Genomic DNA, 26,385 nt, shown 5'->3' on the forward strand with positions numbered 1-26,385 from the left:
AGGGCAAAGTTGGTGGTAGCTTGCAAAACGTGATGATCATCGGCGGCGGCCAAGGGGGGACGGCCATTTTCGACATCCTGAACCAGTCGGAAATGTTGCGGGTGAAAGCCGTCGCGGATATCCGTCCCGAGGCCCCGGCCCTTTTAAAGGCGAAGGAGCAGGGGATATTGACGGGGAAAGATTGGAAGACCCTGTTGACGGATGAGATCGACATCGTCATCGACGTGACCGGAGACGAGCAGGTCCATCGCGCCCTTTTGGCCGAAAAAAGGGGATTTACGATCATCCCGGGAAGCATCGCCTATGTCATCGTCAAGCTGATCCACGAGAAGGAAGCCTTGATCCGCCAATTGAAAAACCAGGCCCGAAAGAACGAACTGATCATTCAGTCCATCAACGACGGGATGATCATTATCGACGCGGAGGGAACGATCACCGCCTTCAACCGGGCGGCCGAGCGGATGACGGGGATCGGCGGGAAAGATGCCATCGGAAAACCGATCGATCAGGTGATCCCCTCCAGCGACCTGCCCCAGACCCTTGCGGCAAAAATTCCCGCGATCCATGAAAAATACACCTTCCCCAACGGCACGAAGGTGATCGCCTCGCGAATCCCCATCCTCGATGACGGCGGAAGGGTGCTCGGGGCCTTTGCCGTATTCAAGGACGTCACCGAGCTCGTCAGCCTGGCGGAGGAAGTGACCAATCTGAAAGAGGTCCGGACGCTTCTGGAGGCCATTATCCAGTCCAGCAACGACGCGATTTCGGTCGTCGATGAAAAGGGATTGGGCATCATGGTGAACCCGGCCTATACCCGCCTGACCGGACTGAAAGAAGAAGACGTGATCGGAAAGCCGGCGACCATCGACATCTCCGAAGGGGAAAGCATGCATATGAAGGTGTTAAAAACGAGGAAGCCGGTCCGCGGCGTGCGGATGAAAGTGGGCGTGCGCAAAAAAGATGTGGTCGTCAATGTGGCTCCGATCATCGTGGACGGCCAATTGAAAGGAAGCGTCGGCGTCATTCATGACATGTCGGAAATCCTCTCCCTGACGGCGGAACTGAATGCGGCGAAGGAAAGGATCCGTAAACTGGAGGCGAAATACACCTTCCAGGATATCGTCGGCCGGTCGGATGAGATCAGAATCGCCGTCGAGCAGGCGAAGATTGCCGCGAGGACGCCTGCCACCGTCCTTTTGCGGGGAGAATCGGGAACGGGCAAGGAACTGTTCGCCCACGCCATCCATAACGAGAGCGACCGGAAGTACAATAAATTCATCCGCGTGAATTGCGCCGCCTTGAGCGAATCCCTGCTGGAGAGCGAATTGTTCGGCTATGAGGAAGGAGCCTTCTCCGGGGCGAAACGGGGAGGAAAGAAGGGCCTGTTTGAAGAGGCGGACAACGGAAGCCTCTTTTTGGACGAAATCGGCGAGCTCTCCGCCAAGATGCAGGTAAAGCTGCTGCGGGTTTTGCAGGAGAAGGAAATCATCCGGGTCGGGGGCACGGAGCCGATCCCGGTCAACGTGCGAATTATCGCGGCAACGAACCGGAACCTGGAAAGGGAGATCGCCGCGGGAAAATTCCGGGAAGATTTGTATTACCGATTGAACCGGATCCCGATTCACATCGCCCCTTTGCGCCAGCGGAAGGAAGACATCCCCCCTTTGTGCGCGCACCTGATCCGGAAAATCAATCACGATTACGGCCGCAGCGTGGAAGGGATCTCTCCTTCGGCGCTGAAAAAACTGGAAAGCTACGATTGGCCGGGAAACGTCCGGGAGTTGGAAAACATCCTCGGGCGGGCGATCATCTTTATGGGCAAACATGAAAGGATCATCGAAGAGCATCATTTGCCGGATTTTTTGGAAAACCGGCCCACCCTGCAAAAGGAATCCTTTCCCGGGTTTCCTCCCGGGACGGGAAGAAGCCTTTCCGAGCTGCTCGACAGCTATGAAAGGGAAATTATCCGGAGCACCCTGGCCAAAAATAAGGGAAATAAGACAAAAACGGCGAAGGAGTTGGGATTGTCCATCCGAAATTTGTATTATAAGCTGGAAAAACATTCGATTCTGTAGAATTTGCATGCAATTTTTTTCCAACCTTGCAAGATCCTTCATGATTTTTAAAAGTATAAAATGTAAAGCGTTTACATTTTTCCCTTTGGCATGATAATTGCATCTAAATTCCTGGGTGGAAGTGGAAGATCGACGGAATGGGAGTGGAGGACATGGACATGGAAATCTTTAAATACATGGAAAAGTACGATTATGAGGAGCTGCATCTGTGCTACGATCAAGCGTCGGGTTTGAAGGCGGTCATCGCGATCCACGATACCACCCTGGGGCCGGCCCTCGGCGGGGCGAGGATGTGGACTTATGAGACCGAGGAGGCGGCGATTGAAGACGCCCTCCGCCTGGCGAGGGGAATGACGTATAAAAACGCGGCGGCCGGCTTGAATTTGGGCGGCGGGAAAACGGTCATCATCGGCGATCCGCGGACGGAGAAAAGCGAAGCCAAGTTCCGCGCCCTCGGCAGGTACATCCAGGGGTTGAACGGCCGTTACATCACCGCGGAAGACGTCGGGACGACGGTGGAAGACATGGATATCATTTATCAGGAGACGGATTATGTGACGGGCGTCTCTCCCGCTTTCGGTTCATCGGGAAATCCGTCGCCGGCAACCGCCTACGGGGTGTACAAAGGCATGAAGGCCTGCGCCAAAGAATATTTCGGAAACGAATCCCTCGCCGGGCGGACGATCGCCGTTCAGGGTGCGGGAAGCGTCGCCTTCCACCTTTGCCGGCACTTGCATGAAGAGGGGGCGAACCTCATCGTGACGGACATTGAGCCGGACAAGGTAAAACGGGCGGTGGAGGCATACGGCGCCAAAGCCGTCGACCCCGAAGACATCTACGAGACGGAATGCGACATTTTCGCCCCGTGCGCGCTGGGCGCGGTCATCAATGAGGAAACCATCCCGAAATTGAAGGCGAAGATCATTGCCGGTTCCGCCAACAACCAGCTGAAGGATGAGAAACACGGGGAAATCCTTCACGAAAGGGGCATCCTTTACGCCCCCGATTATGTGATCAACGCGGGAGGCGTGATCAACGTCGCCGACGAATTATACGGTTACAACCGGGAACGGGCGATGAAAAAAGTGGAACAGATTTATCACAACCTGCAAAAGGTTTTCGAAATCGCCAGGCGGGACCGGATCCCCACCTACTTGGCCGCCGACCGGATGGCGGAGGAACGGATTAAGGAAATCCGGCAGACGCGGAGTACGTTTTTGCCGAATGAAAAACACGCATTAAGCCGGCGAATGAGATAAGCGGGAGGGATTTCCCTCCCCCGGCTGATGGAGGTGCAAAATGGCAAAGGAATACGATCTGGTCATCATCGGCGGGGGCACCGGCGGCTATGTGGCGGCGATCCGGGCCTCCCAATTGGGCTTGAAAACGGCCGTCGTGGAGAAGGAGGCCCTGGGAGGCACCTGCCTGCACCGGGGCTGCATCCCGACCAAGGTTTTGTTGAAGAGCGCCGAGATCTATCAAACGGTGAAAAACAGCGAAAATTACGGGATTATAGGCGGTCCGGCCACGATAAATTTTTCGAAAATTCAGGAAAGAAAGTCATCGATTGTGGAAAAATTGCATCAGGGCGTCCAATATTTGCTGAAGAAAGGAAAAATTGACGTCTATTACGGGACCGGACGGCTTTTGGGCCCCTCCATATTTTCTCCGCTGGCGGGAGGTTCCGTTTCCGTGGAATTGAACGTGGGGAAAGAAAATGAGATCCTGCTTCCGAAAAACATCATCCTCGCCACGGGATCCCGGCCGAAAACCCTCCCGGGGCTGAACGTCGATGGGGTGACGGTCTTCACCTCGGATGATGCGCTGATGATGAAGGAACTTCCGGAATCGGTGATCATCGTCGGCGGCGGGGTGATCGGCATCGAATGGGCATCGATGCTCGCCGATTTCGGCGTGGGCGTTACGGTCATCGAATACGAAAAACGGATCCTGCCGTCCGAAGACGGCGAGATCGCGGCGGAGATGGAAAAGGCCTTGCGGAAAAAGGGGGTTGAAATCGCCACCGGGGCGAAGGTGCTGACGGAAACCGCCGCCGCAGGGGAAAAGGGGATTTCCGTGGAGGCGGAAACGGAAGGGGGAAGGAGGATATTCACGGCGGAGAAAATGCTCGTCTCCGTCGGAAGGGAAGCGAACACGGAAGGGATCGGCCTGGAAAATACGGATATTGAAACCGACCGGGGCTTCATTCGCGTCAATGAATATTATCAGACGAAGGAATCCCATATTTATGCCGTCGGCGACGTGATCGGCGGGTTGCAGCTGGCCCATGCGGCGGCAAGGGAAGGGACGATCGCCGTGGAACATATCGCGGGTTTGCGTCCGGATCCCCTCGCCTACGAAAATGTTCCGCGCTGCGTCTATTCCCGGCCGGAAGTCGCCTCCGTCGGTTTGTCGGAGGAGGAGGCGAGGGCGAAGGGATATTCGGTGAAGATCGGAAGATTTCCCTTCCAGGCGGTCGGAAAGGCGCTCATCAACGGCGACGGGGAAGGGTTCATCAAGATCATCGCCGATGAAAAAACCGATGATCTCTTGGGGATTCACATGATCGGCGCCCATGTGACCGATTTGATTGCCGAGGGGAGCCTCGCCAAGTTTTTGGATGCCGTCCCTTGGGAGATCGCCCAGGCCGTGCATCCCCATCCGACGCTGTCGGAGATCTTTTCGGAGGCGGCTCTCGCGGTCGACGGAAAGGCGATCCATATTTGATGAGGGAAGAAGGGGGAGATTTTATGGTCAATCGGCACGAAGCGCTCGGTTTGAGCGACGAGACGGTATTGGAAATGTACAGGACGATGCTTTTGGCGCGGAGATTGGATGAGCGGATGTGGCTGTTGAACCGTTCCGGGAAAATTCCTTTCGTCATCTCCTGCCAAGGGCAGGAAGCTGCCCAGGTGGGGGCGGCCTTCGCCTTGGACCGGACGAAGGATTATGTGCTGCCCTATTACCGGGATGTGGGGCTGGTACTGGCCTTCGGGATGACGGCGAGGGAACTGATGCTGGCGTCCTTTGCCAGGGCGGAAGATCCGAATTCCGGCGGGAGGCAAATGCCCGGCCATTTCGGGATGAAGAAAAACCGGATCGTCACCGGTTCCTCCCCGGTCACGACCCAGGTTCCCCATGCGGTCGGTTTTGCCTTGGCGGCGAAACTGGAGAAAAAGGATTTTGTCGCCTTGGTCACTTTCGGTGAAGGATCGTCCAACCAGGGGGATTTCCACGAAGGCGCCAATTTCGCCGGCGTCCACAAGCTGCCCGTCATCTTCCTTTGCGAAAACAACCAATATGCCATCTCCGTACCGCTGAAGAAACAACTGGCTTGTGAAAGGGTTTCCGACCGGGCCGCCGGCTACGGAATGCCCGGATTCACCGTGGACGGGAATGATCCCTTGGAGGTGTATGAGGCCGTCAAGGCGGCGGCCGACCGGGCGCGGAAGGGAGAAGGGCCCACCTTGATCGAGGCCGTCACCATCCGGCTGACGTCCCATTCCAGCGATGATGACGACCGGGCCTACCGGGATCCGGAGGAGGCGAAAAAAGCGCGGGAAAAGGACCCGATTCCCCGCTTCGCCCGGTACTTGAAGGAGACGAAGGTGCTGACCGAGGAAAAGGACAAAAAAATCCAGGAAGAAATCATGGGGATCGTCGATGACGCCACCGAATACGCGGAAAAGGCGCCCTACGCCAATCCGGAAGACGCGTTGAAATACGTCTATGCCGAATGAAGGGGAGGAGAGAACGATGCCGGTCATATCGTATATCGAAGCCGTGAATCAGGCCCTGCGCGAAGAAATGGAGCGGGACCCCCGGGTCTTCGTCCTGGGGGAGGATGTGGGCAAAAAAGGCGGGGTGTTCAAAGCGACCCAGGGACTCTATGAACAATTCGGCGAAGACAGGGTGATCGACACCCCGCTGACCGAATCCGCCATCGTCGGGGTGGCCATCGGGGCCGCCATGTACGGGCTGCGCCCGGTGGGGGAAATCCAGTTTGCCGACTTCATCATGCCCGCCGTCAACCAAATCATTTCCGAAGCGGCGCGGATCCGCTACCGTTCCAACAACGACTGGAATTGCCCGCTGGTCATCCGCGCCCCTTATGGGGGAGGCGTCCACGGCGGCCTCTACCATTCCCAGTCGGTGGAAGCCGTCTTCGCCAACCAGCCGGGCCTGAAGATCGTCATGCCTTCCACCCCCTATGACGTGAAAGGGCTGCTGAAAGCCGCCATCCGCGATGAAGATCCGGTCCTGTTTTTCGAACATAAGCGGGCTTACCGGCTGATCAAAGAGGAAGTGCCCGAGGGGGACTACGTCCTTCCGATCGGAAAGGCGGATGTGAAGCGGGAAGGGGAAGACATCACCGTCATCACCTACGGCCTCTGCGTCCACTTTGCCCTCGAGGCCGCCGAACGTTTGGAAAAGGAAGGCATTTCCGTCCATATTTTGGATTTGCGCACCGTGTATCCTTTGGACAAGGAAGCGGTCATCGAGGCCGCGGCGAAAACGGGCAAGGTGCTCCTTGTCACCGAAGACAACAAGGAGGGAAGCGTGATGAGCGAAGTGGCGGCGGTCATCGCCGAGCACTGCCTCTTCGACCTGGATGCGCCCGTCATGCGCCTTTCCGGTCCGGATGTGCCGGCGATGCCCTTTGCGCCGCCGATGGAAAAATTCTTCCTCGTCAATCCGGATAAGATCGAAAAAGCCATGCGGGAACTGGCGGAATTTTAGGAAGGGGGGAGGAAAGGATGGCGCTGGAAAAAATGTTGATGCCCCAGCTCGGCGAAAGCGTGACGGAAGGGACGATCAGCAAATGGCTCGTCGCTCCCGGGGATTCCGTGAAAAAATACGAGCCGCTCGCGGAAGTGATGACGGATAAGGTAACCGCGGAAATCCCTTCCGCTTTTTCCGGGACGGTCCGGGAAATCGTCGCCCGGGAGGGCGAAACCCTTCCCGTCGGCGCTCCGATCTGCCTGATCGAAACGGAAGGGGAGGGAGCGGCGCCGCCGTCGGACACGGATAAGCCCGACGCCCAAAAGGGAAACGGGGAGGAAATCCGCGCCGGAAAGGACGGGGGCGAAAAACGGCGTTATTCGCCGGCTGTCTTGAAACTTTCCCAGGAATACGGCATCGATTTGTCCGAGGTGAAGGGAACGGGAAGGGGCGGACGGATCACGAGAAAGGATCTTTTGCGGCTGATCGAATCGAGGAAGGATCAACCAGCGGCGCCCGTTTTGGCGGACGGCGGGGACGGCAAGGCTCCGGAAAGAACCGCTGCGGTCCTCGGGGAACGCGGGGTCCGGGAAGAAACCCCGGCTTGGGAGGCGGGGTCTGCCGGCGATCTGGAAATCCCCGTCAGCGGCATCCGGCGGGCGATCGCCCAGAACATGTCGAGAAGCAAACGGGAAATTCCCCATGCCTGGACGATGGTGGAAGTGGACGTGACGAACCTGGTGACGCTGCGGGATTCCATCAAGGAGGAATTCGAGCGGAAGGAAGGGTTCAAGTTGACCTATTTCCCCTTTTTTGTCAAGGCGGTCGCCCAGGCTTTGAAGGAATTTCCCCAATTGAACGCGGTTTGGGCCGGCGACCGGATCATCCGGAAGAGGCACATCCATATCTCCGTCGCCGTGGCTACGGAGGACGCCCTGTACGTCCCGGTCATCAAACACGCCGACGAAAAAACGGTCAAAGGGATCGCCCGGGAGATTCATGAATTGGCAAGGAAAGCCAGAAATGGTACATTAAAATTGGAAGATGTGGAAGGCGGGACCTTCACCGTCAACAACACCGGATCTTTCGGTTCCGTCCAATCCATGGGGATCATCAACTACCCGCAGGCGGCGATCCTGCAGGTGGAAACGATCGTCAAGCGGCCGGTGATCAGGGATGGAATGATCGCCATCCGGGATATGGTCAATCTTTGCCTGTCCCTCGATCATCGGGTGCTGGACGGCCTGATTTGCGGAAGATTTTTAATGCGGCTGAAGGAAATCCTGGAAAACATCTCGAAGGAAAACACATCCGTCTATTAAATCAAAAAGAGAAGCCGTTGCCGGTATTTGCAACGGCTTTTCCTGCAAAAAACGGGGGATGGGAAATGGAGAAAAAAAGCGAATGGAAGCTGTCGGCGGCCCGTTCCGCTTCCTTTCCGGAGCCCGCCATCCGGGAATGGCTCGAAAGGGCGGAAAAATCTTGGAAGGGCGAGGAACCTTTCCGGCCGGAAAGGACGGACGGGGACGGGATCCGGGTAAAAATGCTGTACACGAAGGAGGATCTTCCTTACGGGAAGGTCCCCCCGGAAATCAGGGGGACCGCCTGGAAGAGGCAGGGGCCCGCAAACCGTTGGCGATCGGCCCAGCCGGCCGCGGGGGGCACCGCCCGGGAACTTTCCGAAAACATCGGAAAGTCCCTGGATAGGGGGCAGGACACGGTCTGTTTTTCCTTGCCCGAAACCCTCCGCCTGGAGGATTTGGACCTGCTTTTTCCCCCGGGGCTCTTGGACGAATACCCCATCGCCGTACGGGACGACGTGAAAACGGTTCCCTTTTTGTGGATGATGCAGGCATGGGCGGAAAGAAAGGGGAAAAATCCGCCCCGCATCCGCGGTTTTGTCGGCTTTGACCCGCTTGTGTTGCCCTTGCAATCCCGGGAGTTTCTTCCCCGGTTTTTCCCCGTCTATGAAGGATGGCTGGAGGCGGTGGTCGCTTCCGGGGAAAAATTCCCGGAGCTGCGGACGGTTTTCGTCGACGGCACGGTGTACGAACGGGGCGCCCTTTCCATACCCGAACAGCTGGCGTTCGCCTTCGCCGCTTTCGTTTTTCACGCGGAAAATCTGCGGAAAAAGGGGATCCCCCCTTCGGACATTTTTTCCAAAACCGTCCTGGCCTTTTCCGTCGGTTCTTCCTTTTTTCCGGAAATCGCCAAATTAAGGGCGGCAAAATATTTGTGGAAGTTGCTCGCAAAGGCCTATCAGATCGGCGGGGACGTCCCGAAAATCACGATCTATGCGGAAACCTCGCCCGTCAATAAGACGGCGGCGGATCCTTTCGTCAACATGCTCCGGTCGGCAAACGAAGCCTTTGCCGCCGTCGTCGGACAGGTCGATTTCCTGCACGTCCTTCCCTACGACCGGGTTCTCGCCGAAAAGACCGGCCTGGGGGAAAGGATCGCCCTCAACACCCACCATATCTTGCGGGAGGAAACCCGCATGCATGCGGTGGCCGATGCCGCCGGCGGCTCCTATTACATCGAGTCGCTGACAAAGCAGATCATCGAAAGGGCGTGGCAGCTCTTTCTGGAAATCGACGGGAAGGGGGGCATCCTCTCCCTTTTGGAGAAGGGCGAATGGTTTGAAACGGTGCGGAACCGGAAAGAAGAGCGGATCCGGTCGGTCCATACGGGGGAAACGAAATTGATCGGCACGAATGTTTACCGGGACCCGAAGGAAAAAATCCCTTCGGCCGGAGAAGGGAAGGGGGAAGGCGCGGAAGTGCTTCTTCTGGCCCCCCGCCCGCCGGAAGAAATCCTTTCCCTCGTCCAAGGCGGGGCAACGATCGGCGATTTTCTGGAGAAGGCACAGATCCCGGACGGCCTGTTGAACGAAAGGCTGAGCGGCCGGCTGGAAAGCCTTCTTGCGGAAAGCCGGACTTTCATTAAGAAAGCGGGAAAATTGGCCGTCGGCCTGATCGGCTTCGGCGATCCGAAGGAGCACCGCCGGGAGATGGATTTTGCCCTCTCCTTTTTCGCCGTCGGCGGTTTCGCCTGTGTGGAGTGCGGCCCCGTCCGCGAAGCCGGGGAGGCGCTCGGTTTTATCGAGCGGACTTCCCTTCCCGTCTATTGCCTGTGCGGGTTCCGAAAGGTGGAGTTGCTCCTTGATACGGTCCGGAAAATTAAAGAAAAAGGCATCCCCGCCGCCCTCTTTTCCACGGGCGGGGACGGCAAACTGGCCGAAGCCGGGGTCACGGTCATCGGCGAGAAAAGCGACCGTTACCGGATCTTGAAAGGATTGCTGGAAAAAATCATGGAGATGAACGGAAATGAAGCCTGATTTTAAAAAGATCGTTTTGTTTGGCGAGGAGCAAAGGGAAGCGGCGCGTCCCGGAGGGCAATCCGCGGAAACGCTGGAAACTTACGAAAACATCCCGTTGAAAGCCTTGTATACGGAGGAAGACATCCGGGACTGCGGCCATTTGGACGGCCTCCCCGGTTTTCCCCCTTACACCCGCGGGCCCTATTACACGATGTATGCGGCAAAACCGTGGACGATCCGCCAATATGCCGGCTTTTCCACGGCCGAAGAGAGCAACGCCTTTTACAAACGGAATTTGCAGATGGGCCAAAAAGGATTGTCCGTCGCCTTTGACCTGCCGACCCACCGCGGTTATGATTCCGACCATCCGCGGGCCTTGGGGGATGTGGGCAAAGCCGGCGTCGCCGTCGATTCCGTCCTGGACATGAAGATCCTGTTCGACGGCATCCCCCTGGACCAAATCTCCGTATCGATGACGATGAACGGGGCGGTTTTGCCGATCATGGCCTTCTACATCTTGGCCGCGGAAGAACAGGGCGTCCCGCCCCACAAACTTTCCGGAACGATCCAGAACGATATTCTGAAAGAATACATGGTGCGGAACACCTACATTTACCCTCCGGACATGTCGATGCGGATCATCGCCGACATCTTCGCCTATACGGCGAAACATATGCCGAAATTTAACAGCATCAGCATTTCCGGCTACCATATGCAGGAGGCGGGGGCGCCGGCGGATCTGGAACTGGCTTACACCCTGGCGGACGGTTTGGAATACGTCCGCATCGGGCTGAAGGCGGGCATCGGCATCGATTCCTTCGCCCCGAGACTCTCCTTTTTCTGGGGCATCGGCATGAATTATTTTATGGAAGTGGCGAAGCTGCGGGCGGCCCGGTACCTTTGGGCGAAACTGATGGCGCCCTTTTCGCCGGAAAACCCGAAATCTTTGGCCCTGCGGGCCCACTCGCAAACCTCCGGCTGGAGCCTGTCGGAGCAGGATCCGTTCAACAACGTCATAAGGACCTTGATCGAAGCCCATGCCGCCGTCATGGGGCACACCCAGTCGCTCCATACGAACGCCCTGGATGAAGCGATCGCTCTCCCCACCGATTTTTCGGCGAGGATCGCCCGGAATACCCAGCTGTATTTGCAGGAGGAGACCGGGCTGACCGCGGTGATCGATCCCTGGGGCGGTTCCTACTACGTGGAAGCCCTCACGAAGCAGCTGATCGACCGGGCGTGGGCGCACATCCGGGAGATCGAAGAAGCGGGCGGGATGACGAAGGCGATCGAAGCGGGGATCCCGCAGCGGAAGATCGAGGAAGCGGCGGCGATTCGCCAGGCGCGGATCGATTCCGGAAAGGAAAAAATCGTGGGCGTCAACTGTTTCCGCAGCGATGAAGTCGTCCCCCTTGAAATCTTGGACATCGACAATACGAAAGTCCGGGAACGGCAAATCGAAAGGCTGCGGCAGCTGAAACAAAACCGGGACGAACAAGGGGTCCGGGAGATTCTGGAGAGGATCTCCCGGGCCGCAAAGAGCGGGGAGGAAAATTTGCTGGAACTGGCCGTTGAAGCGGCGAGAAGGCGGGCCACATTGGGCGAGATCAGCGGCGCGGTGGAGCGGGCGGCCGGCAGGCACCGGGCGGAGGTCCGCTCCATCACCGGGGTTTACAAAAAACATTTCGGCGATGGGGACGGAGGGTTGGAAGAAGTGAAACATTTGGCGGATGAATTCCATCAGCTGGAAGGCCGGCGGCCGCGCATCCTGCTGGCGAAAATGGGCCAGGACGGACATGACCGGGGGGTGAAGGTGCTCGCCGCCGCCTTCAGCGACATGGGATTCGACGTGGATCTCGGCCCCCTCTTTTCCCTGCCGGAGGAAGTCGCCCGACAGGCCGTGGAAAACGACGTCCATGCGGTCGGCGTGAATTCCCTCGCCGGCGGCCACAAAACCTTCGTCCCCTTGCTTGCGGAAGAATTGAAGAAACGTTCCCGGGACGATATTCTCATCGTCGTCGGGGGCGTAATCCCGGCCAAGGATTATGAATTTTTGCTCCAAAACGGGGCGGCGGCCGTTTTCGGTCCGGGAACCAACATCCCCCTCGCCGCCAAACAGGTTTTGGAGGAAATCTTCCGCAGGCTCGGGTACGAGAAGGCGTGACCGCGATGGCTTACCGCTACCGTAAAACGAAGCCGGATCCGCCGGTATCCGTCGAACGATTGGCAAGGGGGATCGCAAGCGGCGACCGCGCCGCTTTGGCGAGGGCGATCACCCTGGCGGAAAGCGACCGCCCCGATCATTTCCGGTTGGCCCAGGAGCTTTTGCAACGGGTCGGGGACCGGACGGGAAACACCCTCCGGATCGGCATCACCGGCGTTCCCGGGGCGGGGAAAAGCACCTTTATCGAAACCTTCGGGATGAAGCTGTGTGCCCTCGGGAAAAAGGTCGCCGTCCTCGCCGTCGATCCTTCGTCCGCCCTGTCGAAGGGGAGCATCATGGGGGATAAAACCCGCATGGCGAATTTGGCGAAACATCCGAACGCCTTCATCCGTCCTTCCGCCACCGGCGGCCATCTGGGCGGCGTGCACCGGAAAACCCGGGAGAGCATCCTGTTGTGCGAGGCGGCGGGCTACGACGTCGTCCTCGTCGAAACGGTCGGCGTCGGCCAAAACGAGACGGCGGTCCGGACGATGGTCGACTGTTTTTTGCTTTTGGCTATCACCGGCGCCGGGGATGAACTCCAAGGGATGAAAAAGGGGCTGATGGAGCTGGTGGATATCGTCCTCGTCCACAAGGCCGACGGGGATAATAAAGAGAAGGCGCTGGAAACCAAAAAGGAGCTCGATCGGATCTTCCGTTTCCTGAAACCGGCCACGGAAGGCTGGCAAGTGCGGGTCCTGCCCTGTTCCTCTTTGACGGGGGAAGGGATCGGCGATGTGATCGACCTCGTTTTCCGGTTTGAAAGGGAAACGAAAAAATCGGGAATATTCGCGGAACGGCGGCGGAAGCAGACGAAAGACTGGCTTTATTCCGCCATCGCCGATCAGCTGCAGAACGCCTTTTTCCGCGATGGGCGGATCAGGGAAGTTTTGCCGGAAACGGAAAGGGACGTGATGTCGGGAAAACTTCCGGTGTCGGCTGCCGCGGAAAAACTGCTGGCCATTTTCCTCGAAAGCCGCCTGTAGGCCGGCGGGCGGCCGCTGCACCTTTTTCCTTCGCTTCACGATGAAGGGGAGGAGACGGGGATTGGGACGGCCCGTTTCCCTTTATGATAAAGAGCTTACAATGCGCGTGTTTTTTTGTCTCGGACGGGGGCGCTGCCCTGTTATCGCGCACGAGCCGGCGAAGAATCGTTTTCGAGCCCTTTTGCGGCCGGCGGAAAACGGGGATCGGGATGCGCTTTTCCGAACCGGGTGATTTTCCTCGGAAAGGCGAGGGGGAGAGCCGGAGCTGCGAGCGGCGAAGCCCATCTCCATTTGTTTGGGCGCATGCCCCGCTTCCGTCTTCCCGGATTTCCGGTCCCGATCTTCCGGGAAAAAGGCAGAAAGGGAAGGTTTTGGAGACGGTGCCCCATCTCCTGAAATCCGGGCAAAAAAATGACAGCGCGTTTTTCCGCGCCGTCCATCATCATTAGGGAGTTAGGGGTATGGATCATGTTGTCCCCAGTATTCCCCTTTTCCCCTGTTTTCAAACCCTTTTTGTTGAAAAAATTCTTTTTTTCCTGTTATGATGTTGACAAGGACAGGAGGAGAGGAACAATGACCATGGATTTTCAGCTGTTTATGGAAGATTACGTGCAAAGGGCGAGGGACGAGATCGTGGCGGCCGGTTTCCGGGAGCTGAGGACGCCCGAAGAAGTGGATGAGGCCTTGAACAGGAAGGGCACGACGCTGGTGATGGTGAATTCGGTGTGCGGATGCGCCGGCGGCATCGCCCGGCCCGCCGTCAAGTACGCCTTGGACTACGACAAACGGCCCGACCACCTCGTGACCGTTTTCGCCGGCCAGGACCGGGAGGCGACGGAAAGGGCCCGGGAGTATTTCGTCGGCTACCCGCCTTCATCTCCGTCCTTTGCCCTTCTGAAAGACGGAAAGATTTGCGCGATGGTGGAACGCCACGAAATTGAAGGTCATGAAGTGGTTTCCGTCGTGCGGCGTTTGCAGGAACTGTTCGACCAATATTGCGATGAAGTGTAGTCCGTAAAAGGGACGCAAAAACATAAACCACCTGCTTTTACACATAATAAAAATAAAAGGCAGGTGGTGTTTTTTTATGAAGTCCGCTTTTTTAACCCTTTTTTTTACCCTGTCCCCGTTATGGCCCCTCGGGCCGAATCCGTTGCCCGGCGATCCTTTGGTCATCGTCAATTTGAACACGAACCGGGTCGCCTTCATCCACGGAGGGGAAGTGCAGGAGATCTATTTGGCGGCGACGGGGAAATGGGGGCAGGAAACCCCGGAAGGGCTTTTCACCGTCACGGTGAAGGTGATCAATCCCTACTACCGGAAATTGAATATCCCCGGCGGGGCCAAAACCAATCCGCTGGGGTCCCGCTGGATCGGCTTTGACGCCTATGAGACCGACGGAAGAAAATACGGGATTCACGGAACGAACCGGCCGGAACTGATCGGCGGTTATGTATCCCAAGGCTGCATTCGCCTGGCCAACGAAGATATTGAAAGATTGTATGAAAAGGTCCCATTGGGCACAAAAATATTCATCACCCGTTCGGACAAAACCTTCCGGGCGCTGGGTGCGGAACTGGGGGCCATTCCCCGGAACGGGAATGCCGGCGGGGCCGGTTCCCGTTAAAAGCTCCGAAAAGGATAAGTGCAAACGAGGATTTTCCTTTTCTTTGCATCGCCTTCGTCCGGCAAAGGGCCGGTAACGCAAGCCGGCGTTTCCCCATTCACGAAAAATCCCCGCCTTTTGCGGGGTGGGGAAATTTTCCCTAAAAGGAAGGGATTCGGCTTCAAAAAAAGATGGTTAAACCGGCCAAAAAGGTGGATGCCAACATGGCAAACAGCATCAAGTAAACCACGAGTTTTTGAATTTTCCGGCTGCGCATTCTTTTCCCTCCGCCCACTGGTTTCTGATCATCATTTTACTTCCCTTTTCCGGATGGGACAAGTTTTTTTGTCGGGTCCCCCTCCCGTTCCGCTTTCGTGTCCGCAAGGGGCGCCCCGCCATCGGATCGCGCATCGGTGATCCATGGCGGAGGGCGCTTTTTTGCCTTTCCGCATGCCTCCGGATCAGCGTGAAAAAATAATAATTCTTCGGGAGGATCGGTATCAATATCTTCATCAGAACTTTTTTTTGCAAAGTTCCGGAGGGATTGCCGGCAATACTCGCTGGTTTAAAACATCCCCCTTTCTTCGCGATTGGGGATGTATTCTTCAATGTGCAGGGGCTTAGGGTGCGTTTCATTGCCGCAGGGTTTCCGGCAATATCGGTTGGATTGTCTTGACCGAGGTTTTTGCTCAATATGGGGAAGGAATCTCCTGCATTCATGAATGACCAGACCGGAATCTTCCACACGCAGGTTTTCATCGGGGACGGATGGTTCGACCTCCAAGAAAAGATGTTTAACATTTTTCTAAAACGTACAGTAAAAGTTTCGTTTGTCCAATATCTTGGGTAAAACGTTTAACATTCGTTTCGGCAGTTACTAAGGATTGTCCAACATCCCAATCGGATTGTTCGAAATCTTAAAAATATCGTCCAACACCGCATGAGATTGTCCGCCATTTTCACCGGTTGGTTCATCATTTTAAAATTTTTGTTCAACATGGAAATAAATATGTTCGACATGAACGAAAAAATAACCGTTATCCTGGGAAAAATGCTCATCACCGCCGGAAAAATGTCCGTCATCGCTGCCGTTGTTCAACATCCGAGGCATTTTTTTAAAATCATAGCCCTAATTGCGGACACTGGACCGCATGTTCAATCACTGCGGAATCCGAACGGGCTTCCCGGCGAAAGGATCGGCGTTCAGCCCTCCGGAGCGAATTCCCCGGACCGTTTCGGTTTTCCGGCATACGGGAACGGCGGATTCCCCTTCTTTCGGAAAATGACGGATGAAAAACAGCCGGAATTATTATATGATTAAAATATATTTCCAATGTGAAAACAGGGGAAATTTTCTGAACAAACATCCGAACAGGGAGGTGCCCGAGAAGTGAAGGGTGTGGATCATATCGGCATCGCCGTCCGCTCGCTGGAAGAGGCCTTGCCCTTTTATACCGGGGTCTTGCCGTTCAAGCTCGTCAAAATGGAAACGGTGGAATCGGAACAGGTGCGGGTCGCCTTTCTGGACGCCGGGAATTGTAAAATTGAACTTTTGGAGCCGGCCGGCGAGGATGGCCCGGTGGCGAAATTCCTGGAGAAACGGGGGGAAGGGATCCATCACGTCGCTTTTGAAACCGATTCCATCCATCAGACGATTCAACAACTGGCAGAACGGGGGGCGCGGATGGTCAGCGCAGAACCAAAGGAGGGGGCATCGGGTGCCCTGGTCGCTTTCATCCATCCGAAATCGGCCGGCGGCGTTCTTTACGAAGTTTGCCAAAAAAGGAAAAAATAACGGAACTTGGGGAGAGGAGCGCGGTGAAAACAAAGGAAACGGACATTTTTGAAAAGATTCACGAACTTTACGACAAAAGGCGGGAAATCGAGCTGGGCGGAGGAGAAGAGAAGATCGACCGGCAGCACGAAAAGGGCAAGCTGACCGCCCGGGAAAGGATCGATCATTTGGTTGATAAGGATTCCTTTGTGGAAATCGGCCCTTTTATCGAACACCGTTCCCATGATTTCGGAATGGACAGAATGAAAGGGCCGGGCGACGGCGTCGTGACCGGATTCGCAACGATTGACGGCCGTCCCGTCTATTTGTTTTCCCAGGATTTTACCGTTTTCGGCGGCGCCCTGGGGGAAATGCACGCGAAGAAGATCGCCAACGTGATGGATCTGGCCGCGAAAACGGGTGTCCCGATCATCGGCATGAACGATTCCGGCGGGGCCCGGATCCAGGAGGGGGTCATCTCCTTGGACGGGTACGGGCATGTTTTTTATCGGAACTCGATCTATTCCGGCGTCGTCCCGCAAATTTCGCTCATTTTGGGCCCGTGCGCCGGCGGGGCGGTCTATTCCCCGGCCATTACCGACTTCGTCATCATGGTGGAGAAAACGAGCCAAATGTTCATCACCGGCCCGAAGGTCATCGAATCGGTGACCGGCGAAAAGATTTCTTCGGAAGATTTGGGCGGGGCGAAGGTGCACGCCTCCGTCAGCGGCAACGCCCATCTGCGGGCGGCGACGGAAGAGGAGGCCTTCTTTCTCGTCCGCAGGCTGTTAAGCTATCTCCCTTCCAACTACAAAAAAAAACCGCCTGCGGGAAAAGGAGGGGAGGAGAATGATTACCGTCCGGATTTGACGGATATCGTCCCGATGGATCCGACCCGCCCCTACGACGTGCGGGAGGTCGTCCGGGAAGTGGTCGACCGCGAATCCTTTTTTGAAATCCATCCCGATTTTGCCAAAAATATCGTCGTCGGTTTCGCCCGGATCAAAGGGGAAGTGGTCGGCTTGGTCTGCAACCAGCCGAAATGGATGGCGGGGGGATTGGATATCGATTCCTCGGACAAGGCGGCCCGCTTCATCCGTTTTTGCGACGCCTTCAATATTCCGCTCATCACTTTTGAAGATGTGACCGGATTTTTCCCGGGGGTGAAGCAGGAACACGGCGGGATCATCCGCCACGGGGCGAAGATCTTGTATGCCTATTCCGAAGCCACCGTCCCGAAAATTACGGTCATCCTGCGCAAGGCGTACGGCGGGGCCTATGTGGCGCTGAATTCCAAGGCGATCGGCGCCGATTTGGTGTATGCCTGGCCCAATGCGGAAATCGCCGTCATGGGCCCCCACGGGGCGGCCAACATCATTTTTGCCAAGGAGATCCAGGCGAGCCCCGATCCCGAGCGCGTCCGGCAGCAAAAAATCGCCGAATACCGGGAAAAATTCGCCAATCCCTACGTGGCGGCGAAAATGGGAATGGTGGATGATATCATCGACCCGCGGGAAACGAGAATCAAGCTCATCCAGGCCCTCCGTATGCTGAAAAACAAGGAGGAGACCCGCCCGGCGAAAAAACATGGCAATATTCCCCTGTAACGGAAAGGAGGCTGTCCCCGAAGGACCGGAAAAAGGTTCCTCGGAGGACGGCCTCCGGCATTCATTCGTCCTTTTGGGGGTATATTTGCTTTCTCAAAGACTCCGTTTCTTCCGGACGCCTTAACCGGGCGCGAACGAAGGAACGATCGTTGCCGACATGGACCCGGAAGTTTCTTTCCGGACGCCACAGCCGGGCGTCCGTTTCGCAAAAGGACCGGTTCCCTGTCCCCGGCCGGGAAAAGCTTTCCCGGCCCATTTCCGCGGCGGGCCCGGAAAGGGGATTACGGAAAGCCGTCGCGGAATCCGGCCTCATCCGTTGCCATGAAGGGAACGGGGATCGGAACACGCCGTTTCCCGGAAGGAGCGAAACAAAAAATATACGGGCGGGAAGAGTTGCCCTTTGTGCCGGGCGGGGCGGCGGACCGGAAGGCGCCCCGCCGGGGAGGTGGTGCGGGCCGCCCTCCTTTTTCGCCCCGTTCGCGTCTTCATCGTCAAAACACGGACAAGTTCCCGGGGTTAATTCCGTTGAACATCTCCGTCCGGTAGCGGTATACTAGGGATATGAGAGAGGAGAGGATAAACCCCATGATTCAGCAGGAAAGGCTCATCGAAGAATTCACGGAACTCGTCGGGGTGGATTCGGAAACGAAGGAAGAGAGAAACATCGCCGACCTGTTGCTGAAAAAATTGACCGGGCTGGGGCTGGAGGCCTACGAAGACGATTCCGCATCGGCGACCGGCCACGGCGCGGGAAACCTGATCGCCATCATGAAGGGCAACAAAAAAGAGGCCGATCCCATCTATTTTACCTGCCATATGGATACCGTCACCCCGGGGAAGGGGATTCGGGTGCAAAGGAAGGACGGCTATCTTTCGAGCGACGGGACGACCATTTTGGGTGCGGATGATAAAGCCGGTTTGGCGGCCTTATTGGAAGCCCTGCGGGTGGTGAAGGAAAACCGCCTGCCCCACGGGGATATCCAGATCATCATCACGGCGGGCGAAGAGTCCGGCCTGGTGGGGGCCAAGGCTCTGGATCCGGCAAAAATCCGCGCCAAGTACGGCTTTGCCCTCGACAGCGAAGGAAAGGTCGGGACGATCGTCGTTGCCGCCCCATCCCAGGCGAAAATAAGGACGATCATTTACGGAAAAAGCGCCCATGCGGGGGTCGCGCCGGAAAAGGGCATATCGGCGATCCAAATCGCCGCGAAGGCGATCGCCAAAATGCCCCTCGGGCGGATCGACGAAGAGACGACCGCCAACATCGGCCGCTTTGAAGGGGGAAGGGCGACCAACATCGTTTGCGACCGGGTCGACATTTGGGCGGAAGCCAGGTCGTTGAACAAAGAAAAGCTGGAAAAACAGCTGAAAACGATGAAGGAGATCTTCGAAAAAACCGCCGAAGAAATGGGCGGAAGGGCGGAAGTCCGAACGGAGATTTCCTACCCCGCCTTCGCCTTTTGCGAAGAGGATCCGGTCGTCCAAATCGCGAAGGAAGCCGCGGAAAAGGTCGGACGCGAGGCCGTCCTCGCCAAGATCGGCGGAGGAAGCGACGCGAACATCTTCGCCGGCTTCGGCATACCGACCGTCGTCCTGGGGGTCGGCTATGAAGAAATACATACCACCCATGAACGGATCCCGGTCGGGGAATTGGTGAAACTGTCGGAAATGGTGCTGGCCATTATCGAAACGGCAGCGAACCGGAAGTAAAGGAGGGGAATCGATGGGGACAGCCAATATCGTCGTGTTTAAAGTCGGCGGCGAAGAATACGGCATCGATGTGAAAGACGTGGTTTCCATCGAAAAAATGGCTGAAATCACGCCGATCCCGAACCTTCCCGGCTACGTCCGGGGAGTCACGAGAATCAGGGAGGAAGTCATCCCGGTATTCGACCTGTCAACCGTTTTCCATGAGGAAAAAACGGCGGCGGACGGGCTGGCCCGCCTGATTTTGCTCCGGATCGGCCCGTACCCTTGCGCCCTGTTGGTGAAGGAAGCGAAGGAGCTCTTGGAAATCGAGACTTCGCAAATCAGCCGGATCGATCTCATCGCCTGCCGAAGCACCCCCTACTTTTCCGGAATCGTCCATATTCAGGACCGGATCATTACGATGATCGACGCGGCAAAGCTGATCGGCGCGTTGGGAGGAATGGAAAATATCCAGGCGTCCATTGACGAAGCGGGCGTCAAGGCATGAGGCCGGGCGGGTTTTTCCGCCGCGAAATCTTTTGTGAACGGATGGATGGCCAATGGGCAAAAGGAAATCCCGGATCCTCCTGCATGTGGATATGAATTGTTTTTACGCCTCCGTCGAGATGGCCTACGACCCGTCGCTGAAGGGGAAACCCGTGGCCATTGCCGGAAGCGAGGAAGACCGGCGGGGCATCGTCGTCACCTGCAGCTATGAGGCGAGAAAATTCGGGGTGAAAACGACGATGACGGTGAGGGAAGCGAAAAGGCTTTGCCCCCAGCTGATCATCCTCCCCCCGAATTTTGAACGCTACAAAAAGGCGTCGCAGGCCGCCTTTGCCATTTTGCGGGAATACACCGATCTGGTGGAGCCGGTTTCCATCGATGAAGGGTATTTGGACATCACCCACCGGATCAAGTTCGAGCATCCGCTGGAGACGGCGAAAAGCATCCAGAACCGGCTTTTGGACGAGCTGGATCTGCCCTGCAGCATCGGCATCGCCCCGAATAAATTTTTGGCGAAGACCGCCTCCGACATGAAAAAACCCCTCGGGATCACGATCCTGCGGAAAAGGGATGTCCCGCGCCTTCTCTGGCCGCTGGACATCCATGAGATGCACGGGATCGGGGAAAGGACGGCGGAGAAATTAAAGCAGATCCACATCCACACCATCGGCGACCTGGCGAAGGCCAACGACGTCCAATTGCGGATGCTGCTCGGCATCAACGGCCTCCGGCTCAAGGAGCGGGCGAACGGCAATGACGACCGTCCCGTCGATCCGGAATCGGTTTATGAATTCAAAAGCGTGGGCAACTCCACCACCTTGCCGGCGGACTCCTCCGACGAAGGGGAGCTGCTTTTGGTTCTCGATTCCCTGGCGGAGACGGTTTCCCGGCGGCTGGCCAACAAAAGGGTTTTCGCCGGCCGGATCCAGGTCATGATCCGTTACCACGACCGGAAGACGGTGACAAGAAGCGAAAAGACGGAAAACCCGGTGCGGGGGAGAGGGGAAATTTTTTCCTATGCCCGGAAAATTTTTTTGAAACATTGGACGGGATCCCCCATCCGGCTCCTCGGCATCACCGCCGACGAATTGCTGGAAGAAGGGCAGGCCTTCAAACAGCTGGACCTTTTCACCTACGAGAAGGAGGAGAAAAGCGGGCAGCTGGCGAAGGCGATCGAAAAATTGAAGGAAAAGTACGGGAAAAATATTATTGTAAAAGGAATGACGGATTATAATAAAGAAGGGTTGTTGACATCCAGCTTTTCCAAAGATTTTTTGGATGAAAGCGGCATAAGGAAATAGGAAGGGAAGGAAAGGAAGGCAAAGATGGCAAAACAACAAGTCGGAGTCATCGGATTGGCAGTGATGGGAAAAAATCTGGCTTTCAACATCGAAAGCAAGGGATATTCGGTGGCCGTATACAACCGCAGCCGGCAAAAAACCGACGAGATGATGGAGGAAGCGTCGGGAAAAAACATCGTGCCCGCATACTCGCTGAAAGAGTTTGCGGAAATGCTGGAAAAGCCGCGGAAGATCATTTTGATGGTAAAGGCCGGCGAAGCCACCGACGCGACCATCGAACAATTGAAACCTTATTTGGAAAAAGGGGATATCATCATCGACGGAGGAAACTCCTATTTTAAAGATACCCAGCGGCGGTACGAGGAGTTGCGCCGGGAAGGGATCCGGTTTATCGGTTCCGGCGTGTCCGGCGGGGAAGAAGGCGCCCTTCACGGGCCCGCCATCATGCCGGGCGGGGATAAGGAAGCCTACGATTTGGTCGCTCCGATCCTGACCGGCATCGCGGCGAAGGTGGAAGGCGATCCCTGCTGCATCTACATCGGCCCCGACGGGGCGGGCCATTATGTGAAAATGGTCCATAACGGCATCGAGTACGGGGACATGCAGTTGATCGCCGAAGCCTACTGGCTGCTGAAACATTTGGCCGGTTTGTCCGCCGAAGATTTGCACCGGGTTTTTGCCGAGTGGAACAAAGGCGAATTAAACAGTTATTTGATCGAAATCACCGCGGATATCTTCAAAAAATACGATCCGGAAACCGGAAAACCGTTGGTCGACTGCATTCTTGACAAGGCCGGCCAAAAGGGAACGGGAAAATGGACAAGCCAAAGCGCCCTCGATTTGGGCGTCCCCCTTCCCCTCATTACCGAGTCGGTATTCGCCCGCTTCCTTTCCGCGCTGAAGGATGAACGGGTGAAGGCAAGCCGGATATTGCCAGGTCCGGAGAAAAAAACCGTCGAAAACCGGGAAGATTTGATCGAGAAAGTCCGGCGGGCCTTGTATTTGAGCAAAATTTGCTCCTACGCCCAAGGGTTCTCCCAATTGAAGGCCGCCTCCAGCCATTATCAATGGAACCTGTCCCTCGGGGACATCGCCATGATTTTCCGCGGCGGCTGCATCATCCGCGCCCAGTTTTTGCAAAAAATCAAGGAGGCCTACGACCGGAACCCGGATTTGGAAAATCTGTTGCTCGATCCGTATTTCCAACGGATCGCCGAGGATTATCAGCAGGCTTTGCGGGAAGTCGTCTCCATCGCCGCCCTTTCCGGCGTGCCCGCACCCAGCTTTTCCAGCGCGCTGGCATACTACGACGGATACCGTTCGGAACAGCTGCCGGCCAACCTCATCCAGGCGCAGCGGGACTATTTCGGGGCCCACACCTACGAAAGGGTCGATAAGAAAGGCATCTTCCATACCAACTGGCAAGAATAAACCGGGCCCGGAAAAAGCGAAAGCCGTCCGAAAGGTGTTGAAACCTTTCGGACGGCTTTTTCGCGTTTGCCGGTCGTGGATCCGTCCGGCCGTCGGAAACATGCAGCCTCTCGAACGGTTTTTTATTTTCCGGAAAAAGGAAAAACCCCCGTTTTCCCCGGATGCTGCGGCGGGAGGGCAAGGGGAAGCCTTCCACCTTTCAGCGGCAGATGACAATACCGCAAAACCGGAAGGCTTCCGGAAAATGCCCGCACCCCTCGCAAGAATCCCCGGATCCTTTGCGCCAAGAGGCGGGCAAGGTCCGGGGATTTCCTTTCGCAACGGAATCAAGGTTTTTCCTTCAGCAAGACGACCCGTGCGGGCGATGCGTCCACGCCGGTGATTTTCAGCGGGGCGCAGATCATGAAATATTCCCCTTTGGGGACGTCCTTCAAGCGCAGGCCTTCCATGATGATAATGCCGCTCGACAACAGGATCCGGTGGGTCGGATGGCCTTCCTGGGCCCGCTCGATGCCCAGGGCGTCGATGGCCACCCCGTCGATTCCCTTTTCCTTCAGGAATTCGGCCGCGCTTTCGGAGACGTATACGAAGGAAAAGTTGAAATGATCTTCAAAGGAATTTTTCGTTTTAAAGAGGACGAAATCATTTTTTTCAATGGGAAGGTGTTCGAGATCCTCCCTTGAAATTTTTTCTTCCACTGCGGTCAAATCGAAAACCTTGCAGGGACGGATCAATTTTTCGAGCGGGATCGTTTCGATCGTCTCGCCCCCGTTGATCATATGGCGCGGGGCGTCCACATGGGTGCCGGTATGAACGTCCATGGAAATTCTCGATTCGGTGACATGGCCGTTCACGACGGTCGAGATTTTCGGCTGTTTTTCCTCCTTGTTCTTATACACCGGCATGCCTTCGTAAATCGGTGCGGTTACATCGTACATTTCCATTCCTTTCACGCCTTTCCCTTTTAATCGTCGATATTCAGATTCGTAATCGGCCACCAGAAGAAGCCGTCTCTTTGCAAAAGTTCATCCGCCGCTTCCGGTCCGAAGGTCCCCGCCGCATAATTGGGAAAATCGGCCTTTTCCTCCGCCCAGGCTTCGGAAATCGGGTCGACAAAATTCCAGGAATAGGCCACTTCGTCCCAATGGGTAAAGTTGGTGGCGTCCCCGCGGAGGATGTCGTATAGAAGCTTTTCATAGGCTTCCGGCGTATTGATGCCGTCGACGTTTTTGTTGGAAAAATTCAGTTTGACCGGGGTCGTTTCCATTGTTCTCCCGCTTTTTTTCACGTTCAGATGCAACGTGATGCCTTCTTCCGGCTGAATGTGGATCACCAGGAGATTCGGATTCAGGGACGAACCGTTCCGGTAGTACAAGTTCATCGGAATGTCCTTAAATTGCACGACGATTTTTAACGTTTTCGCCTGCATCCTTTTTCCGGTGCGGATGTAAAAGGGAACGCCTGCCCAGCGGAAGTTGTCGATCATCAGTTTTCCGGCGACAAAGGTTTCCGTATTGGAATTCGGGTCGACCATCGGCTCTTCCCGGTAGGCGGGGACTTCCTTGCCGCCGATGATGCCCCGGCCGTATTGTCCGCGGACAAAGTATTTATGGACGTCCTTTTTTTCGATCGGGTGCAGGGCCCGGAGCACTTTCACCTTTTCGCTGCGGATTTCGTCGGTGGTCAGCCGGATCGGAGGCTCCATGGCCAGGAGGGAAACGATCTGCAGCATATGGTTTTGCACCATGTCCCGGAGCGCCCCGTTTTTTTCGTAATATCTGCCCCGTTCTTCGACCCCCAGGGTTTCCCCCGAGGTGATTTGGATGTTGGAGATGTACCGGTTGTTCCACAGCGGCTCGAAAATGGCGTTGGCGAAACGGATTACCTCGATGTTTTGCACCATTTCCTTGCCGAGGTAATGGTCGATGCGGTAGATTTCCTTTTCGGAGAAGGCGCTGCGGATCCGCTCATTCAACTCCACGGCCGACGACAAATCCCATCCGAAAGGTTTTTCGATGACGAGCCGCTTGAATCCTTTCGTGTCGGTAAAGCCGTATTCCTTTAAACTTTCCGCGACGGTCCCGAAAAATTCGGGAGACATCGCCAAATAAAAAATGCGGTTTCCGTTGGCCGCGTATTTTTCATCCAGCTCATCGGCCAGTCCCTTCAATTCCCGGTACGAGTTTTCATCGGTGACGTCATGGGATTGAAAATAAAAATGCCGGATGAATTTGCCGATCTTTTCCTGCGGCATGCCGAAGGTTTCTACGGAATCCTTCACCCAGTTGCGGTATTGTTCATGGGTCAATCTCCTTCGGGCAATGCCGATGACGGCAAACTGCTCCGACAAGATCCCCTTTTCATACAGGTTGTAAAGGGACGGATACAGTTTCCTTTTGGCCAAATCTCCAGTCGCTCCGAAAAGCAGCACTAGTGTTGCAGGTGTATTCGTTTGGATCAATGCTGAACCCTCGCCTTTTTGTTCCATATTATTCAAGTTCATTTTACTAACAACTCGAAAGGAGCGCAAATAAGAAAAACGGGGATTTCAAAATTGTTTCGGAAATTCCGCCCGCCGGGGCGAAAAACGGTTGCGGGCGGAAGCGGGCAGGGAACCGGACCGTTCCGCCTTGAACCAAAATAGCGCCCGGCCTGTCATGCGCGGCCGGGATCCATCCCTCCCGCGGACGGTTTTCCTTGCGGCCTACGAGGCGCCACTCGGGCGGCTTCGCTCCCCATGGACAGTTTTCCTTTGCAGGAGTAAAATGTGGGTGGGCAAAGGAGCTGATAAACCTTAGCGGTGGCCCAGACTGAACCGTTAAGGGAACCGATGGGAATGCATCAGCCGAAAAGGCATGGAAAAAATCCTCTTTTTGTATGTGTAAAATTTTTCTCGGTACAGGAACTATCCAGTAGGCAAAAAAAGAGAAGGCGTCCTACAATAGAGTTGTCCATCACAACACTTCCCAAAGGAGGCGCCTTCTCTTGGATAAGATTATATCAAAAATTTACGAAATCCTGAAGGATTCCGCGAATCTGATGGAAGCGGAAGAAAATCTGTCGCGGCTTATGCATCGGTTTTTTGCGGATGCCTTGGAAAAAGTTCTTTCCCAACTTAACGAGACGATCAAAAAGCAAAAACAAGGCGAAGGCTGGAAAGTGGAG

The 26,385-nt window shown here is 56.0% G+C and carries 21 protein-coding genes; 18 read left to right on the top strand and 3 right to left on the bottom strand.

Features of this window, described 5'->3' with window-relative positions; genetic code table 11:
• Nucleotides 1-20 precede the first annotated feature (20 nt).
• The 11 genes from A3EQ_RS0108600 to A3EQ_RS0108655 all read left to right on the top strand — a co-directional run bounded on the left by A3EQ_RS0108600 (nt 21) and on the right by A3EQ_RS0108655 (nt 14,932).
• The gene (locus A3EQ_RS0108600; protein ID WP_020154769.1) at nt 21-2,075 is read left to right on the top strand and encodes a sigma-54-dependent Fis family transcriptional regulator; all 2,055 of its coding nucleotides are present in this window, start codon (nt 21-23) and stop codon (nt 2,073-2,075) included.
• 158 nt (nt 2,076-2,233) lie between these two features.
• Nucleotides 2,234-3,334 (top strand): Glu/Leu/Phe/Val family dehydrogenase, encoded by a 1,101-nt coding sequence (locus tag A3EQ_RS0108605; protein WP_026499848.1) that lies wholly within the window; start codon nt 2,234-2,236, stop codon nt 3,332-3,334.
• A 40-nt stretch (nt 3,335-3,374) separates the two neighbouring features.
• Nucleotides 3,375-4,802, top strand: a complete 1,428-nt coding sequence (gene lpdA / locus A3EQ_RS0108610) for a dihydrolipoyl dehydrogenase (RefSeq protein ID WP_020154771.1) — start codon at nt 3,375-3,377, stop codon at nt 4,800-4,802.
• A 23-nt stretch (nt 4,803-4,825) separates the two neighbouring features.
• Nucleotides 4,826-5,815, top strand: a complete 990-nt coding sequence (locus A3EQ_RS0108615; protein ID WP_040369266.1) for a thiamine pyrophosphate-dependent dehydrogenase E1 component subunit alpha — start codon at nt 4,826-4,828, stop codon at nt 5,813-5,815.
• Between the two features lie 16 nt (nt 5,816-5,831).
• A complete protein-coding gene (locus A3EQ_RS0108620) occupies nt 5,832-6,815 on the top strand; it encodes an alpha-ketoacid dehydrogenase subunit beta (protein WP_020154773.1) in 984 nt (327 codons plus the stop codon).
• Nucleotides 6,816-6,832: 17 nt separating this feature from the next.
• Nucleotides 6,833-8,119, top strand: a complete 1,287-nt coding sequence (locus tag A3EQ_RS0108625; RefSeq protein ID WP_020154774.1) for a dihydrolipoamide acetyltransferase family protein — start codon at nt 6,833-6,835, stop codon at nt 8,117-8,119.
• A 65-nt stretch (nt 8,120-8,184) separates the two neighbouring features.
• Complete coding sequence (locus A3EQ_RS0108630; protein WP_154652839.1) at nt 8,185-10,134, top strand: methylmalonyl-CoA mutase family protein; 1,950 nt, start codon at nt 8,185-8,187, stop codon at nt 10,132-10,134.
• Complete coding sequence (scpA, locus tag A3EQ_RS0108635; RefSeq protein ID WP_020154776.1) at nt 10,124-12,280, top strand: methylmalonyl-CoA mutase; 2,157 nt, start codon at nt 10,124-10,126, stop codon at nt 12,278-12,280. Before A3EQ_RS0108630 ends, scpA begins: the two co-directional genes overlap by 11 nt.
• 5 nt (nt 12,281-12,285) lie before the next feature.
• Entirely contained in the window at nt 12,286-13,305 is a 1,020-nt protein-coding gene (gene meaB / locus A3EQ_RS20815) for a methylmalonyl Co-A mutase-associated GTPase MeaB (protein WP_020154777.1), read from the top strand.
• Nucleotides 13,306-13,878: 573 nt separating this feature from the next.
• On the top strand, nt 13,879-14,316 hold the full coding sequence (locus A3EQ_RS0108650; protein ID WP_026499849.1) for a BrxA/BrxB family bacilliredoxin: 438 nt from the start codon (nt 13,879-13,881) through the stop codon (nt 14,314-14,316).
• Nucleotides 14,317-14,392: 76 nt separating this feature from the next.
• Nucleotides 14,393-14,932, top strand: coding sequence for a L,D-transpeptidase (locus A3EQ_RS0108655; protein WP_020154780.1), 540 nt, complete (start codon nt 14,393-14,395; stop codon nt 14,930-14,932).
• A gap of 160 nt (nt 14,933-15,092) precedes the next feature.
• Here the strand turns inward: A3EQ_RS0108655 and prli42 are convergent, their stop codons facing one another.
• On the bottom strand, nt 15,093-15,188 hold the full coding sequence (gene prli42, locus A3EQ_RS22470) for a stressosome-associated protein Prli42 (protein WP_020154782.1): 96 nt from the start codon (nt 15,186-15,188) through the stop codon (nt 15,093-15,095).
• 1,113 nt (nt 15,189-16,301) lie between these two features.
• Here prli42 and mce point away from each other — a divergent pair.
• The 6 genes from mce to gndA all read left to right on the top strand — a co-directional run bounded on the left by mce (nt 16,302) and on the right by gndA (nt 23,220).
• Nucleotides 16,302-16,706: a methylmalonyl-CoA epimerase gene (gene mce, locus A3EQ_RS0108685; protein WP_020154786.1), complete on the top strand. Its 405-nt coding sequence runs from the start codon at nt 16,302-16,304 to the stop codon at nt 16,704-16,706.
• A gap of 23 nt (nt 16,707-16,729) precedes the next feature.
• Nucleotides 16,730-18,292, top strand: coding sequence for an acyl-CoA carboxylase subunit beta (locus tag A3EQ_RS0108690; protein WP_020154787.1), 1,563 nt, complete (start codon nt 16,730-16,732; stop codon nt 18,290-18,292).
• 585 nt (nt 18,293-18,877) lie between these two features.
• Nucleotides 18,878-20,002, top strand: coding sequence for a M20/M25/M40 family metallo-hydrolase (locus A3EQ_RS0108705; RefSeq protein WP_020154790.1), 1,125 nt, complete (start codon nt 18,878-18,880; stop codon nt 20,000-20,002).
• Nucleotides 20,003-20,015: 13 nt separating this feature from the next.
• On the top strand, nt 20,016-20,489 hold the full coding sequence (locus tag A3EQ_RS0108710; protein WP_020154791.1) for a chemotaxis protein CheW: 474 nt from the start codon (nt 20,016-20,018) through the stop codon (nt 20,487-20,489).
• Nucleotides 20,490-20,541: 52 nt separating this feature from the next.
• Nucleotides 20,542-21,789 carry a DNA polymerase IV gene (locus tag A3EQ_RS0108715; protein ID WP_020154792.1) on the top strand — a complete coding sequence of 416 codons (1,248 nt, stop codon included), beginning with the start codon at nt 20,542-20,544 and terminating at the stop codon, nt 21,787-21,789.
• 24 nt (nt 21,790-21,813) lie between these two features.
• Nucleotides 21,814-23,220 carry an NADP-dependent phosphogluconate dehydrogenase gene (gndA, locus tag A3EQ_RS0108720; protein ID WP_020154793.1) on the top strand — a complete coding sequence of 469 codons (1,407 nt, stop codon included), beginning with the start codon at nt 21,814-21,816 and terminating at the stop codon, nt 23,218-23,220.
• Between the two features lie 326 nt (nt 23,221-23,546).
• On the opposite strand, the gene A3EQ_RS0108730 is transcribed toward gndA, so the two are convergent.
• Both A3EQ_RS0108730 and zwf read right to left on the bottom strand, forming a co-directional pair.
• A complete protein-coding gene (locus A3EQ_RS0108730) occupies nt 23,547-24,164 on the bottom strand; it encodes a cyclase family protein (RefSeq protein WP_026499852.1) in 618 nt (205 codons plus the stop codon).
• Between the two features lie 20 nt (nt 24,165-24,184).
• Nucleotides 24,185-25,708, bottom strand: coding sequence for a glucose-6-phosphate dehydrogenase (gene zwf, locus A3EQ_RS0108735; RefSeq protein ID WP_020154796.1), 1,524 nt, complete (start codon nt 25,706-25,708; stop codon nt 24,185-24,187).
• A 497-nt stretch (nt 25,709-26,205) separates the two neighbouring features.
• Here zwf and A3EQ_RS0108745 point away from each other — a divergent pair.
• Nucleotides 26,206-26,385: hypothetical protein (locus tag A3EQ_RS0108745; RefSeq protein ID WP_026499854.1), on the top strand; the 180-nt coding region annotated here is incomplete at its 3' end.

The organism is Caldibacillus debilis DSM 16016, assembly GCF_000383875.1.
GTDB lineage: Bacteria > Bacillota > Bacilli > Bacillales > Caldibacillaceae > Caldibacillus > Caldibacillus debilis.